Source organism: Micromonospora sp. NPDC005173, from assembly GCF_040608515.1.
Taxonomy (GTDB): domain Bacteria; phylum Actinomycetota; class Actinomycetes; order Mycobacteriales; family Micromonosporaceae; genus Micromonospora.
Genome location: NZ_JBEXIK010000006.1, coordinates 198353 through 214040, shown reverse-complemented (window position 1 = coordinate 214040; position 15688 = coordinate 198353). Strand labels below are relative to the sequence as shown.

The following is a 15688-nucleotide window of genomic DNA, read 5'->3' as shown; positions in this document are numbered from 1 at the left end:
CACGCTATTCACCCGCTGCTCCGCCCGGTCGTAGCCTGCCGTCAGCGAGACCTGCGAATCCTAGTGCCACGAAGGACTCCGCGAGTTCCGCCGTTTCCCGCACCGTCTGTTGGAAGGCCGACAGCATCTGGAACGCCTCGCCATACTCGCGTTGCGCGTCGATCGGCAGCCGGAGCAGCGATGCCCGGTGGAAATCGGTGCGGGCGGAGCCCGAGGAGGTGCGAGTTGTTGCCGACTGTGCGATGCGGAGGAACCCGGCCAGGAACTGAGGGTCGAGCCGCTCCGGATCGACCCGGAACAGAAGGAGTTGCGGGCCGAGCAGGTTCCCGTCCTCGGTGAGCACTCGGACCGCCGCGTGCCGGCTGGGGGGCAGTGCGACCACGTCGCCACGCCGTAGCTCGATTGAGCCGAGGCCGGCACTGCCGGTCCCGGAGGGTGGGCGACCGAGGCGAACGTCCTTGACCGTGAGAACCGGCAGGTCGCCCCGGTCCGTGGCCATCCCCATCGGTGCCTGACGGATGGACACCGCACCGGCCCTGGCCAGTTCGCCGATGGTGGTCGTCGGCGGCGGCTCGGGGGCGTCCCGGGTGGTCAGGTCGGGCAGGGTGTCGGCGACGGTCCTGGCCGCCGCGTACAGCCGGGTCCGGGTCGGCCCAAACGCCAGCGTGACAGGGGCTGCGGCGCTCCCGACGAGGTGCCGGGAGGGGGTGAGGTCGACGTGCTCGTCGAGCAGATCGAGGATGCGGACCGAGGCGCCCGGGCCCGCCTGGCGGGCCTCCGGGTCGGCGAGGAACGACCGCCACCCGTCCTCGATCCTGTCGCGGTCGGCCGTGGCGTCGAGCAGCAGCACGTGCGCGTGGTCCGTGCCGTCGGGGCGGCGCAGCACCCACAGGTCCGGGCCGCCGGGCGCGGTCGTACCCGATCCGGGCAGGCTGATGACCGCCCGGAGCGCGCCGGAGCGGAGCAGGTTCGCCCGGATGCGACGGCCGGACCGACGGCTCGCCGCGGCGGCCGGCATCAGGATCGCCGCGCCTCCGCCAGGCCTCAGGTGGGCGAGGCAGTGCTGAAGCCAGGCCAGTTCCGGCTCGCCCCGGGGCGGCATCCCATACGTCCAGCGGGGGTCGTTGGTGAGCTCGTCGTGGCCCCAGGAGCGCTCCGCGAACGGCGGGTTGCACACCACGGCGTCGAACATCTCGTTCGCGAAGGCGTCGCGCCGCAGGGAGTCACCGACGGCGAGCCGCGCGCCAGCACCCTGCAGGAGCAGGCGGGCGACGCTCAGCCGGGCGGCGGTCAGGTTGATCTCCTGCCCGGACAGTTCGGTGGCGCCAGCGGCCCGTCCGGCTACCAGCAGGGTGCCGATTCCGCAGGCCGGGTCGAGCAGCCGTCCGCCGGCCGCGCCGGTCAACGTGATCATGAGGTTGGCCACCCACGACGGGGTGACCGTGTGTCGGCGGGAGTGGACCTCGAGGTATCGCTCACAGAGGAAGTCGAAGACCGCGGCACCACTGTCCCGCTCGGCGGCTTCGCCGGCGAGCCGGACGATGGTGAGCGAGTCCTCGTCCGGCATGTCCGTGAGGAGGGTGTCGAACTCCGGGACGACGCTGCGGAGCAGGTCGACGAGGTTCGCCATGACGACCGGGTTCGGCTGGTCGGCCAGGGCCTTCCACCGCTCGGGTTCCCGCTCAACGGCGACCAGAAATCCGCCGACATTCCCGATCCGATCACCCAGCTCGCGGTCGGCCGCGGCGCCACGCAGCGACTGCCACAACCGGTCCACCGGCCTGACGTCGTACGGCTTGCCGTGCCGGGTGAGCCACCCCTCCACGTCCGGCAACGCGTACAGCGGGCTCGCCGAACTGCCGCCCACCGGCTGGGGAAAGTCCGCGAAACGACGTCGCCAGTTGCTGACCGCCGCACGGCCGACACCTGCCAGCCGGGCGATATCGCCGCTGGCAACGGTCGCGCCGTCCCGCCCGGTCACCGGCCACCTCCCCGACTCGTCACCGGAAACCGGGTCAGCACCCCTCGGCTCTGGAGTTCGGCGATGTGTTCGGCCGCGCGTTGCGGCGCCGTCCCGCCATGCACCAGCAAGCCGGCCTCGATGTTCTTGTTGACACCCGACTGGGTCAGGTTGGCGCTTGAGACAAGCAGAAGCCGCCGGTCGGCGACCGCGATCTTGGCGTGCATCTTCGCCCGGTCCTCGACCCGCTGCTCGACCGGCCAGTGCCACACCTGCACGCCCGGCACGTCGGCAAATGCCGCCGCTGGTTCGGCACCGTTGAGCGCCCCACGAGCGCCGTCCAGCGTCTCGACGAGGACGGTGACGGCCACGCCCCGATCGACCGCCGACGCCAGCGCCGCCATCAGCGGCGGGTATTTCGTGGCCGAGTAGGTCATCAACAGCAGCTCGGTGCGGGCCTCGGTAACCAGGTCGATGAGCACCTGGGCGGTGGCGCGGACCGGCACCGGGTGGGTGCTCGGCCCGCTCCACACCGACTCGATCCGCACCGCCGCCGACCGCTGCGCGTGGCCGGCCGCCAGCCCGCGCAGGTAGGCCGCCGCCTCCACTCCCGGCACCCCCGATGTCCGCTGGGCGGCGAGCACCGCCCCGGCCGTCTCGGCGAAGCCGGGCACCGGGACGGCATGCCGCAGTGCCTGCTCCGGCCAGCCGTCGCCGAGCCGGTCGGCCAGCACCCGCAGGTGCGCCGGCCCAAGCCGGTGCACCGCGGCCTCGGCCGCCGCCTCGAACGCCGGGCGCCAGGTCATGGCAGCTCGGGGAAGAGCGCCAGGTCCGGCTTGTCGATCGGTACGACGAATCGCCGGTCCAGGAATCGGTTGCCGCGCTCGCAGGTCGTCTCGGAGACGAACAGGCAGACGTGGCAGGCGGCCCCGTGCAGGAAGTCCTCCGGGTAGTGCGGGAGCCGCTCGGCGCAGAGCGGATCCGACGAGCAGTGCATCGCGTCGGACAGTGCCCGCCGGGTCAACCGGACCAGCGCGTCGTGCTCGGCGAGCGACACCAGACCACCGAGTGTTCCCTCCGCGTCCGGCACCGCCGTGTAGATGAGAATCCCGGAGCGCGGGTCGTCCGGGGTGCTCGTGTAGATCCGCTCCGACAAGCTGGCCGAGCTGTAGCCGCATTCCAGGGCGATGGTGCGGATCAGCAGGTGCGACAGGGTGTGCAGGGCGAGGTACCGCTCCCCCGGCCAGTGCTTCATCCGCTCGAAGCCGCCCCGGACACGACCGGAGTAGCGGCTCTCCCGGAACCGCCCGTACGCCTCCCGGTGCGTTTCCATGGCTTCGGTGGCGGTGACCCGCCGCTCCCAGTCGACCAGCAGGTCCTCGGGAAGCCGGAGGAAGATGCCCTCGCCGCGTACCTCGCTGGCCGGCACCCAGGTCGCCGTGGCCTTGGACAGCGGTGCTCGCCAGACGAGGTCGGGGTCCATCGGGTCGGGGGCGTCGAGGCGGGTGAAGCCGACCAGCGCCCGCACCTCGCGCAGCCGCTCGGCCTGGATGACGTCGGCGTAGATTTCCTTCAGCTCGCCCGGCACGCCGTTCGGGTCCCGCCGCAACGTGAAGTCAGGAGTGGCGGGCGGCAGCTCCCCGGCGGAGAAGATCTCCCACTCCGGTGTGTGCAGATCCGGGTAGCCCTTCTCGTCCTCGTCACCCTTCGGTCCGCTGCGGTGCCGCTCGATGGCCGCCCAGAGTTGCTGGTCGGTCCACCGCTCGAACTCACGCAGCGCCGGCACGGCGGAGCGGGCGAAGGGCAGGAACGCGACGCTCTCCATCTTTTCGAAGGTCGACCAGTGCTGTTCGACCTTGGTCTGCAGCTCGCTGGCACCGGTGCGCGGCACGGCGAGCGCGGAGAGCGTCTGCGCGAACCATTGGTTGGACGCACCGACCACCAGCAGCTTCAGCTCGCCGGTGCACTCTCCCGGCCCGAAGTCGCCCAGGTGGGCCCGGCGGCCCCGGCAGCGGGGCAGCTTCTCCGCGCCGCGCTGGCCGAGCACCTCCTTCATGTTGCGGCGGGCGCCGCACGGCACGCACCTGATCTCGACGTTGGCGCCGAGGTTGCCGCCCCGGTCGTCCATCCGCAGCTTCGGGTGGCTGGCGTTGGGACAGTTGCCACCCTGGTGCACGTACTGGGCGTACGGGAAGTCGTCGAGGTGACCGGCGGTGCAGGCCAGCACGAACCGGGCCGCCACCGCCATGGGCCGCCGGCCCGACTTCTTGCGCCCGCACACCGTGTGGAAGAACCGCGCCTCGTGCGGCTTGCGGGCCTTGGCGTTCTCGAACCCGAAGACCCCTCCGTCGATCGGGGCCAGTTCGTCGCAGGCGGTGCAGCGCAGCCAGCCGGGGAAGGGCGTGACCGGCACGCCGACCTTGGCCGCTGGGCCGTTGGGCTGCTGGTCGGCGCCGTCCATCCACGGCGCCGGCCGCAGCTCCTTCACGGACTTCTGCTTGAGCAGCTTGCGCACGGCGGCGAGGAGCCGGGGCTCGGCGATCGGCTCCCAGTCGGGCACCGCGGTGTGGTTCCAGTCGTCGAGGCCACGCACGAGTACGGAGAAGTTCGGCAGGTCGACGATCGCGCCGACACCGGTGGTGAACATCAGGTGGCTGGGGCGGACCGAGCCGACCCGCCGGAAGTGCTTGCCCGCCATCAGTTCCCCTTCCCCGCGAGGGTTGACTCGCCCAGCTCGTCCCCGTCCGGCAGGTCCTCATCCCGCACGTCGTCACGCGGCGGCGGCCCGAATGACCACTCCGGTGCCCCGTACTGCGGGTCGAAGATTTTGTCGCCAGCCGGCAGCACCAGGTTGATCTCGTTCTCGGTCTCCCGCATGGACTGCCCGACCGTCAGGTCGGTCCACCGCTCGCCGCCGGCAACGGTGAGCAGGCCGGCCAGCTTCTGCTGCTTGAAGGTCCCGTCGGCGTAGCCGAGCCGCACCGAGCCGGTCTTCCGCTCGTTCCACAGGTCCCGCAGCCGGTTGATGCGCTCGGAGAGGTAGTCCCGGCCGCGGTTGCCGGCAATGTCCTCGGCCCGCTGGAGGAACCGGTCGACGACGCGCTGCACCTCGGGGCCGTCGAGCGGCACGTCCTGCGCGTCGGTGTTGCGGGAGAAGCTCTCCTCTGCGTTGCGCACGGCCGCGACCAGGGTCGCGGTGGTCTGCCGGTCCAGCGCCCGACGGGTGTACGGGGTGACGGACAGCGCCTCCACCTGGCGGTAGAAGGTGGCGTGGTAGTACTCGAAGTCCTCGTAGTGGGCGAGGTCCCGGGGCCGGGTCCAGTTGTAGAGCGTGACCACCAGCCCGGGCCGGCGGGCGTCCCGACCGACCCGGGAGGACGCCTGGATGTACTCGGCGGTGTTCTTCGGCTGGCCGGTGACCACCATGAGGCCGAACCGGGACACGTCCACCCCGACCTGGAGCATCGACGTGGCCAGCACCGCGTCGACCGGAAGCTGGCCCTCGTTCTGCCGCTTGTAGAAGCGGTCGGTCACCGGGTGCAGGTTGAGTCGCGGGTTGGAGGCGGTCTTGGCCTTCATGGCCTCCCGCATGTCCTCGAAGATGGCCTTCCGCCGGGCGGTCGTGTCGATCTCTGGGTCAAAGCCGATCTCCAGCCGCTTGAGCACCTCGCTGATGTCGCCGGACGAGATCCGGGACGTCAGCTCCTGCACGTTGAGCATGCTCGGGCCGACGAGCCGATCGGAGAGGTCCTTACGCCGGCCGTGGGTGCGGACACGCGTGGTCACGTCGTCGTCCAGCAGGCGGCGCATGCCGGCCAACTCCCGGGTGGCGCTGAAGTAGCCGACCGTCGTCATGTACGGGTCGGCGGGCTTGCCGTACCTGTCGAACAGGGTCTGTCCGGCGAGCAGCAGGATCTCCGCGACCCGGATCTCGGCGGACTTCATGCGTACGCCGTGGGCGCAGACACCGAGGTACCGGCGGCCCGGGTTCGCGACGGTGACCGGCACCTGCTCGCTGAAGAACGTGTCGGTGATGTCGATGACCGGCGGCGGGAACACCGCCAGGTCCCGCCCGAATACGCCGAGCACCTGCTCCCGGGCCCGCTTGGTCGTGGCCGTGGAGGCAACGATCTTCGGCCCGGCCTCGCCGCCGTCCGGCAGCGGCCAGGTGCAGAGCTGGTCGACCGCTGCCTCGAAGAGGCCGACCACGGTGCCGAGCGCCCCGGAGATGAGGTGCAGCTCGTCCTGGATGATCAGGTCCGGCGGACGCAGCCGGATCACCGGCTGGCTGGTGACTGCCTCCAGGCTGCCCTTCTTGTTGTGTCGGTTGCTGCAGTTGGTGCGCTGGTCGAGGTCGTCGTGTCGGTAGCCGTGCCGGGGGCAGCGCTCGCGCACTCGCCCGAAGAGCAGGCCGGCGAACCCACGCCACGGCAGCTGGGCGAGCTTGTCGACGGTGGCGATGACCAGGCTGGGGGCGTACCGGTAGATCTCCTCGTCAACCGTGAGGATCGGCAGGCCCTCGCTGCTGCGGGTGCGGGAGAACGGGCAGGCGTCGACGCCCTCGGCCTCGGCGCAGAACAGCAGGACGCGGCGCAGATCCTCCTTCGGCTCCAGGTCCCGCTCGGCGCGCAGCTTCGACCCGCACCACGGGCAGCTCAGCGTCTGCAGGACGTTGGTGAATTTGCCATGACCGGCCTCGCGCGCCTCGGCGATCTGCTCGGCCGCCTCGTCGAACCAGTTCGGCGAGACGCCACCGCCGACCCAAAGCCCGATGCGGAACGGCTCCTTGCCCCAGGTGCTCTCGTCACGCTGGCGCAGCACCTCGGCGGCGCAGATCAGCGCCGCGGCCCGCTGGAACTGCTGCGCGGTGAGCAGCCGCAGCGTGTAGCGCATGAGCACCGCGACACCTGCCTCGCCGCTGCGGGCGTCCGCGCCAGAGCCGACCACGCCCTGAAGCCGGCGGATGGCGAAGGTGAACGCGGTCAGGCCCAGGTAGGCCTCGGTCTTGCCACCACCGGTCGGAAAGAAGAGCAGGTCGACTGTCGCGTCCCGACTGGCGGCCCGGTCGGAGTGCGCCGGGTCGGTAAGCGACGGCAAGTTGAGCAGCACGAACGCGAGCTGGAAAGGCCGCCAGGAGGCGGCTGCGGCACCGCGCGCGTCGATGGCGGCCTTGGCCTCCGGGTACGTCAGGCCCTGCTCCTCCCGGAGGCGGGCGACCTCGCTGTGCCGGCGCTGCAGCGCCATGGCCTCGTTGGCGAACCGGAACGCGGCGAGCGCGTCGGCGTGCTTCTCTTCCTCTGGGTTCGTGAGCAGCGCGATCCCGGCACGGATCCGCTTCGCCGCCTTGCCGCCGTTGATGACGGCGGTCTCGGCGGCGTCACGGAGCGCATCGGGCAGGTCGGGAATCTTCGCGGACTCCTCGTCGAGCCACGCTTCGTACCCGTCGGCGAGCGGCGCCAACCCGGTCCGGAGCCGGTCGATGTCGGCGGCGGCCAGGGCGTCCATGGACAGCTCGACACCGGCCAGCGGCGTGCCCTTACCCACCGGGGCGACCGTGGCGGGCACGTTGTAGGTGGGCAGCCAGGTGGTGAAGAGCTTGTGGGCGCACCGCTCGCCGTCGCGCACCCAGGGGTGGACGGCGACGTTGCGGCCGGAGGCGTAGCGGCGCTGCGACCGGTAGAGCAGCCGCAGGTGCGTCTCCTCCAGGCCGTCGCCGATGTCCTTGACCCCGTCGAGCGGGTCGTCGATCGGCAGGAAGACGGCCGCGTGGCCGTTCAGCGCGGTCACCGTCAGCGCGGACTGGAAGAGCCAGGCGGTGTCGGCGTTGCTCTCCGGCTCAAGCTGCGTGTTGATCAGCACGAGCTGCACGACCCGCCGGCCGTCGCGCGGCCGGACCTCGACGGAAAGGTGCACCCCCGGGTCGTCCTGGTTGGGGACGGTGAGCGGAATCCGGTACGAGGTGTCGCCGTCGAGCCGGGCCTCCTTAGCGTAAGAGACCGGCTCGCGGTACCAGACGCGGCGCTTCTTGCCCCTCTCGTCCTCGGACTCACGCAGGTCGTAGCGCCCCCACTCGGCGGTCACCGCCAGCACGTCGGTGTCCCCGGCGACCGCGAACGACAGTCCCATCGAGGAGGCCCACATCTTGCCGAGGTTCTGCGGGGTCACCACCTCGGGCAGCTCGGCCTCACTGCCGTCGCCCTGGACGGCGGCGTCCACGTCGTGCACCTCGGACGAGTCGCGCCGCTCCGCACGCGGCCGCTGCTTCGGGCCCAGCATGCCGACGAGGTAGCGCTCGCGCGGACCCATGGCGCCGGGGCGGAACTCCTCGTGCTCGCCGTCCCACGGGCCGAGCAGGTCCCGCCCGATCAGCTCCTCCAACTCATCGCGGACCTGATAGGAGGTGGCCTCGGGGAACGTCTGCGGCACGTCGAGCGGCGGGATCAGAGCGGGCTTGCCGGCCTCGTCCACGCCGGACAGTGACAGCGCCTGCTGCTCGCCACGGGGGTGCGGGAAGAGCCCTCCCTGTACGTCGACCATCACCACAGCCCGTCCGCGGTGGTCTTCGCCTTGCGGCCGGACTTTTTGTCGTGCAGCCCTCGTGTCTCTTCCTCGCCATAGCGCTGATGGTTCAACTCCAGCAGGCGATCGAGGATTTCGCGCTGGACGGCCGGCCCGATGGTGTAGCGGGTGTATGCGCCTGCCTTGTGGAAGCCGTGGTCCAGGCCCTGTTCCACCAGGTCGTCCCAGCCGTAGGAACGGCACGTCGCCTCGTCGATCGCCCGGTGAATACGCCGCAACTCCACAATGTCCTCATCGTTACAACCGGGATCGAACACCAGGTTATAGGTCGCCGTTAGCCCCGCCTGTCGAGCCAGCATGATCTCACGCCGATTCTTGTCGAGCCGGCTACCGAGTTGCCGCATGTTCGACGTCAATTCCGGCAACGGCAGTGTCTCGAAGGAATCTGACGGAATGTACCGCTGATCAGCCTTAATCTTCGATGCATACTTTACGACCCAGCAGTAGTGCACCGCGCTGGACAACAACGCCAGCATTGCTGGTTCGTCGGTTGCGAAGACGACTAGCGCGTGAGAGAAGACTTGTCCGTTGGGAACCATTGCCGGCATTACAGTCCGGCTGGTTTGTGCGATCACGATGACCCGCTCCAACCCAGAGATTGACCTGTAAAGGGCAGGGCGTTTATCGGCGAAGTGCCAGTACCGGTCTGGAAGGGGCTTCCGAAGCACGTAATTGCCGTCGGGTTTGCGCCGCTGTCGCTCCGGCCTGACTTTGCGCTCCACAATCCCGAAGGTCTCTTGGAACTGCTGAGCCTTCTCCACCGGCCAGTCGAAGAAGTTAATTACCCAACGGGTAGCCGAGCAGTCAGGCCGAGAATTGAGATCCTGGCCGTTCAGGTAGGGGAACAACACCTCCTGGTTCCGACTGTTTTGTGCAATATGGGCGGCAGCCTCATCCGGCTCCATTATGAAGCCGAGCCCAAGCACGATGGAGCCCTGGAAGGAGATGCCGGCGTTGCTCTGCAGGCGGTGCGGATTGCCGGTTACCCGCGATTCGGCGTCCAGCGACGGTGTGATGCCGGCGACCACCGTCCCGTCGACGCACTGCTTGGCGCTGGCGCCGAGACCCGCCCGGCTGGTCCAGACGGCGCAAAACTCCAGCACTGCCGACCGCGACGGCCAGGGCCGGCTCTTGATCGCCTGGCGGATTGCGACCTTGCCAGCGACAAGTTGATCGAGGCCCACCTCGCGGGTATCGCCCTGCGCCAGGGTGTTCGTGGCAATCAAGCCGCTCTGTCCCGACGGATTGAGGAGGTCGTGTGCCCGAAGCAGAAAGTAGGCGACCAGGTCGGCGTTTCCCTTCACGCCGCGCCCGAGCACCCTCACAAGGTATTCCCGGTAGGTCGCACCCAACGGGCCGCTGATCTTCTTTCCACCGAGGAAGGGTGGGTTGCCCACGATGGCGTCGAAGCCACCCTGCTCGAAGACCTCAGGAAACTCCAGGGGCCAGTGCAACGGGTCCCGGTCGAACGCGCCCGCCGGCTGGTCGAGAGCCAACCACGACCGCGCCTGCTCGACCAGGGGGTCCACGTCGCCGCCGCGGGCCAGTTGCTGGGCCAGCGTGCCGACCCGCTCGGCGATGATGATTGAGTCCTGGCCACGCTTCACCGAGGCGAGTGACGCACCGACGACCAGGTCGGCGTAGGCGTCGGCCCGCCGCCGCATCGCGCGCGACTCGTCGAGGAGGCGTCGCTTCTCCGTCAGGTTCTCTGGGTTGTCCGGCAGCGCGGCGAGCCGCCGCCGCAGGTCTAAGGCCACGGACAGTTCCCGGTCCAGCCGTAGGTCACGCCCGCCGCTCTCGGCGAGCACCGACCGGTTGCCGAGACCGAGCAGCGAGTCGCCCGCGACCAGGCGGTCGTCGAGGAAGGTGAAGGGTCGCTGCGGGTCCATCGACACCAGCCATAGCGACAGCTTCGCCATCTCCACGGCCATCGGGTTGATGTCCACCCCGTACAGACAGTGCTCGATGATCTGTCGCCGCGCCTCGATGGCCAGCGGGTCGTCGTCCGCGTCCACGGCCCGTTCGACGCCGCGCTGCTGGTAGGCGAGCGCCCGCTCGTCGCCCTCCCGCGACCACGCCTCGATCAGGTGCCCGGCCAGGTAGCGGGCCGCCGCGACCAGGAACGCCGCCGAGCCCACGGCGATGTCGGCAACCTTGAGGGCCAGGATCTCCTTGCTGGACTTCGGCTTCCACTGCGACTTGTCCGCGGTCTGCAATGGGCCGGGTTGGTAGACCAGCGGCTCCAGCGCTCCCTCGACCACCTCCTCGGCGAGGAAGCGCGGCGTGTAATGGGTGCCGGTATTGCGGCGCAGCGCCGACTCGGTGACGAAGAGCGCGCCGGGGAGGATCACCACGGGCAGGCCCCGCAGGTCCTCACGGAGGAGGCCGAAGAACGGCAGGAGCCGCTCGGAGAGCTGGTAGTCGCCGCCGGTGACGGCGAGCAGCTTCTTGCGGGCCTCCTCGCGCTCCACTCCGTCCAGCGGCGCCAGCTTTTTGGTCAGCGCCGCTACCGACCCGATCTTCGAGTCCTTGTACTTCTCCGCGAGCGCCTTGGCCAGCGCCGGCACGTCGGGGTGCCGGTCGCGCAGCGCCTCCAGGTCGGCGAGCGCGACCTCCTCCTCCATCCCTTCCTTGCCGATCAGCCCGACCGTCACGTCCTCGGCGCGGAAGCCCTCGAAGGAGAGCAGGCCCTCGTAGACGTACCCGATCTGCTCGACGTCGAGAGTGCGGAAGCTGACCGTGCGGCGCTCCCGCGACCGGCCGGTGCCGACCTCGACGTACTGCACCGAGCGCAGCATGTGGAGCACGGTGCGGTCGTCGATGGTCAGCGGCAGCCAGGAGTACTTGTCCGGGTCGAAGAGCGAGCCGTCGTGGCCGTGCAGCTTGAGGCGCGGGTGGTCGATGCCCTGGTAGACGGCGCTGAACAGGGCGAGCAGCCGGTGCCAAGCGGCGGAACTGTGCTCCAGGTCCTCCTCGCTGCCCTCGGTGGCCCGCTGTTCCAGCTCGGCGCAGAGCCGCCCGGCTGAGTACGCCGTCGCATAAAGCTCGTTGTCGGCGGGGAGCAGCTTGCGTTCCTCGGCGAAGAGCAGGAAGACAATTCGCATCATCACCGCGACCGCTCCGCGGTAGACCTCGTGCGCCTCGACGTCCGCGAGGCCGCGCCCGCCCTGCTCCCGCTCGCGGACGTCGATCCGGCCGATCGCGGCAACAAGCAGCTCGACGGCTTGGCGGACCTGGACGCCGAGCGCTTCGGTGATCTCCTCCTGGCTACCCAGGCTGTCCCGCAGCAGCGGCACCAGCCGCTCGCCGTCGGGCACGCCGAAGAACCGGCGCCGAGACAGCAACGAGACGAACGCCCGCACGACGTCCCGCTCGGCCGCCTCTGGCCAGGAGACGGTGTCGAAGGTGGCGGTGGAGGTGACGCCGCCGCGGGGCGCCCAGACCAGCGTCCACCAGCGGCCGTCGGTGGCAAGGCCCAGCTCGATGTTGTGGTGCCGGCACAGGTGAGCCAGCCGGTCGGCCGGGGTCGCGGCCCAGGTGGAGTCCTTGATGCGCGCGGTCGGCTGCTGGCCGGCCGGGCAGACGAGGCCGAGCAGCCGTACGCTGTCCGGCTTGACCTCCTCCCCCGGCTCGACCAGCACGAACGACGGCCGCAGCTCGGTGTCATGCTCGGCGACGGTGTAGGCGAGCGAGTCGAGGCCGTTCTCGTGCAGCGTGTCGCCCCAGCCGAGCAGCTCGCCCAGCACGTACCCGACCCAGGCCTGCTGGCCCTCGGCGGCGTCGGCCTGCCAGCTGGTGTGCTCCTGGCGAAGCCGCTCCCGGGCCTTCTTGTCGAGGGCGTCGAGGGTGGGCCAGGTGCGGCGCAGCACCGGCAGACTGAGGAACGGACCGTTGACCTCGACCAGGCTGAGCCAGTTGCGGTGCTGCTCGGCGCCGTCGGGGGCGGGACGGCGGAAGGTGCGGCTCATCGGGTGGCCTCCCGCTTCGGTACGACGAAGACCACGGCGACCGGGAACCGGTGGGGCTTCGGGTCGCGGTAGCGGGCGGCGACCGCGTCGAGTTCGCGGTCGCGCTCGGCTTGCAGGGCCGACAAGCGTTCCTCCCAGGATTGGCGGTCCTTGCGGTACTGGGCGAGTTCTTCCTTGCTCTTGCTCATCGCGACGAGCTGCTCCGACGTGAACAGGGAGTCCTGCCCGCCGATGCCCTCCTCGGGCGTGCCGAGGGCACCACGCAGGGTCTCGGCGAACTGGTCGAGGTTGTGCCTGATCCGCTGCTCCTCGGCCTCCTGCCGCTGCGCCAGCTTGCGCTCCAGCGCCTCCCGCCGGGTGTTGGCCCGCCAGTCGATCGCGGCGAGCACACCATCGGCGATCCGGGGCCAGCGCTCGGCGAGCCGGTCCCGCACGATCTGCGACGCGGGCGTCCCGGTGGTGAGCGCCCGGTCGAGGATGCCGCCGAGGGTGCCGAGGTTCTCCAGCCGGCGGAAGCGGCCCTGCTCGGGTGCCCAGCCGCCGGCATAGAGGACCTCCTCGTGCAGCCGGACGCCGTCCGCGCCGACCAGCACGAACCGGGAGTAGGCCCCGACCAGCACGTCCTCCAGCGTCGGGTCGTCGCTGACGACGGCGGTGATCCGGTGCAGGCCGATGTCGGGGTTGGAGACGGCGGCGCGCAGCAGCCGGGTCGACATGGCGACCAGGGGGTGGTTGAGGTGGGCGAGGACGATGCCGTCGCGGTCCCCCTTGGCCACCTGCGGGTCGAAGGTGACCGGCAGTTGGCGGGGTGGCTCGTCGTCGTCCTGCAGCTTGGCGGTGAGGCCGGCGCTGGCGCGCTGCCAGGAGCCGGTCAACGGTGGCACGCTGTAGAGACCGTCGAACAGATGCTTATCGTCGGTGTGCTTGGCGAGCGGCTGCTGACGGGCCAGTTCCAGGGCGGTGTCGACGACCCGCTTGACCGCCGGCGGGGTGATGCCGAGCTCCTCGACGGTCTTGTCCAGGTCGGCGCGGAGCCGGCGGACCTGCTCGCGCAGGTTGGATTCGGTCGGGAGGCTGCCGCCGGTCTTGCCCTTGCCGGCCTTGTCGATGTCGACTCCGACCTGCTCACCGAGCATGCGGCGCTGGACGGCGTCGGAGAGCACGGCGTTGACGGAGCCGAGGTCCTCCTCCATCCGGGCGACCTTCGTGGCGACCCGGGACAGGAACTCCAGGTCCGCCTCGAAGGAGTCGACGGGTTTGCCGAAACCAGTGCCGACGAAGTGCTGGATCTCCGGGGCGATCTTCTGGCCGTACCGGTCGACCCGGCCGATCCGCTGCTCCAGCTTGTTGGGGTTGAACGGGATGTCGTAGTTGACCAGCCGGTGGCAGTGGTTCTGCAGGTCGATGCCCTCGCTGGCGGCGTCCGTTGCCAGCAGGATGCGCACCGGCCGGTCGGTGGGGTCGGCCTGGAAGGCGAGGCGAATCTGTTCCCGCTCGTCGGTCGGGGTGCCGCCGTGCAGCAGCGCGAGGCCTTCGCCGCCGAGGCCCTCCTGCCGGAGCAGGTCCGCGAGCCACGACTGGGTGTCGCGGTATTCGGTGAACACCACTACGCGCTCGTTGGTCCAGTGCCGGCCGTCGGGCTTGCAGACCGCGGCCAGATAGTTGATCAGCTCGCGGGCCTTGGCGTCGGGCTGCGCCTCCTTGGCCTCGGCCCAGTCGAGCATCTTCTGCAGCAGGGCGGTCTCGTCGGAGGTCGGGTCCGGCTGCATCGGCCGGACCCGGTTGAGGGCGTCGTCCTCGGCCTCGGCGAGCTGTTCGTCGTCGTAGGTGGCGAGGTCGTCCAGGAACTCGTCCATCCACTCCGGCACGTCGTCACCGGCGGCCAGACTGGGCGAGCCCTTCCTGGTGGACAGGGTTTCCAGGTAGACGCGGACGGTGTGGGCGAACGCCGCCGGGCTGGAAAAGAGCCGCTTCTTCAACAGCAGGGTCACCAGGTCGGTGGCCTTGCGGCCGCGCTGCGAGTTGAGCCGCTTGCGGCGCAGCTCGGCAAACTCGGTGAGCAGGGCGTGGATCTGCCGCTCGTCGTCCGGGTACGCGACCGGGATCGCCGAGGCCTTCCGCTCCACGAAGCGCGCGGTGCCGTCCGGGTTCTCGATGTCGCGCTTCAACCGGCGTACGACGGTCTCCTTGACCGCGGCCTGGTCCGGCTTGACGCCGCGGGCGAACCGCTGGTTGTCGAGGACCTCCAGCAGGGCGGTGAAGGAGGCCTGGTAGCCGTTGTGCGGGGTGGCCGACAGGAACAGCCGGTGGGTGAAGTGCGGGGCGAGCCGGCGGATCAGCTTGGTCTGCTGGGAGTCGACGGCGTAGACCTGCTTCGGCGCGGCCGGGGCGACGTGGTGCGCCTCGTCCAGGATGAGCAGGTCGAACGTGCGCGGATAGGTCGGCCCGTCGGCGGGCAGGACCTCGTCGAGCAGCCGCTGCGCCTTTTGGCCGCGCAGCCAGGGCAGGCTGACGATGCTCAGCGGGTAGACCTCGAACGGGTTCGCCGCCGAGCCGTGGCTGCGGCGGACAGCCGCGCAGCGCTCCGAGTCGATGATGGTGAAGTCGAGGCCGAACTTCTCGGCCATCTCGTCCTGCCACTTCAACGTCAGACCCGCCGGGCAGACGATCATGATGCGGCGGGCGCGGTGGCGCAGCAGCAGTTCCTGGGCGACGAGGCCGGCCTCGATGGTCTTGCCGAGGCCCACGTCGTCGGCGAGCAGCAGGTTGACGCGGGGTGCGTCGACCGCGCGGGCGACCGGTTCGAGCTGGTAGTCCTCGATCGCGACACCGGAACGGAAAGGCGCCTGCAGCGTCTTCACGTCGGCCGAGGTGACCGCGGACCAGCGGACGGCGTCGAGGAAGGCGGCCAGCCGTTGCGGCGAGTCGAACTTGCCTTCGGCGACGTTCGGCAGCGAGCCGCTGGGCAGCACCTGCCGGCCCGGTTCCACCTCCCAGATCACGTCGAGGGTGTGGCCGTAGCGGCCGTCCTCGACGCTCTGCAGGCTGACCAGGCTGCTGTGCTCGCCGTCCTGGACATCGCTGACCACCCACCGCTGGCCGCGTACCGCGACCAGGTCGCCGATCGTCGGCTTCTCTGCCGTCGTCACGCTCGGCATCGTGCCCCCATGTTCACTTCGCC

Annotated in this window: 6 protein-coding genes; all 6 read right to left on the bottom strand. The window is 70.2% G+C overall.

Translation table 11 applies throughout. The annotated features are described in order from the left end of the window. Nucleotides 1-4: 4 nt before the first annotated feature. From ABZV00_RS10835 to drmD, 6 genes are read right to left on the bottom strand one after another with little or no spacing between them, the layout of a single operon-like run. On the bottom strand, nucleotides 5-1981 hold the full coding sequence (locus ABZV00_RS10835; RefSeq protein ID WP_355604186.1) for an N-6 DNA methylase: 1977 nt from the start codon (nucleotides 1979-1981) through the stop codon (nucleotides 5-7). Beyond that, entirely contained in the window at nucleotides 1978-2766 is a 789-nt protein-coding gene (drmC, locus tag ABZV00_RS10830; protein WP_355604183.1) for a DISARM system phospholipase D-like protein DrmC, read from the bottom strand. Before drmC ends, ABZV00_RS10835 begins: the two co-directional genes overlap by 4 nt. Beyond that, a complete protein-coding gene (locus tag ABZV00_RS10825; RefSeq protein ID WP_355604180.1) occupies nucleotides 2763-4658 on the bottom strand; it encodes a DUF1998 domain-containing protein in 1896 nt (631 codons plus the stop codon). The genes drmC and ABZV00_RS10825 overlap by 4 nt, the downstream gene beginning before the upstream one ends. Further along, the gene (drmA, locus tag ABZV00_RS10820) at nucleotides 4658-8497 is read right to left on the bottom strand and encodes a DISARM system helicase DrmA (RefSeq protein WP_355604177.1); all 3840 of its coding nucleotides are present in this window, start codon (nucleotides 8495-8497) and stop codon (nucleotides 4658-4660) included. The genes ABZV00_RS10825 and drmA overlap by 1 nt, the downstream gene beginning before the upstream one ends. After that, nucleotides 8497-12507, bottom strand: a complete 4011-nt coding sequence (locus ABZV00_RS10815) for a type IIL restriction-modification enzyme MmeI (RefSeq protein ID WP_355604175.1) — start codon at nucleotides 12505-12507, stop codon at nucleotides 8497-8499. The genes drmA and ABZV00_RS10815 overlap by 1 nt, the downstream gene beginning before the upstream one ends. After that, a complete protein-coding gene (drmD, locus tag ABZV00_RS10810) occupies nucleotides 12504-15656 on the bottom strand; it encodes a DISARM system SNF2-like helicase DrmD (RefSeq protein WP_355604172.1) in 3153 nt (1050 codons plus the stop codon). The genes ABZV00_RS10815 and drmD overlap by 4 nt, the downstream gene beginning before the upstream one ends. Nucleotides 15657-15688 lie beyond the last annotated feature (32 nt).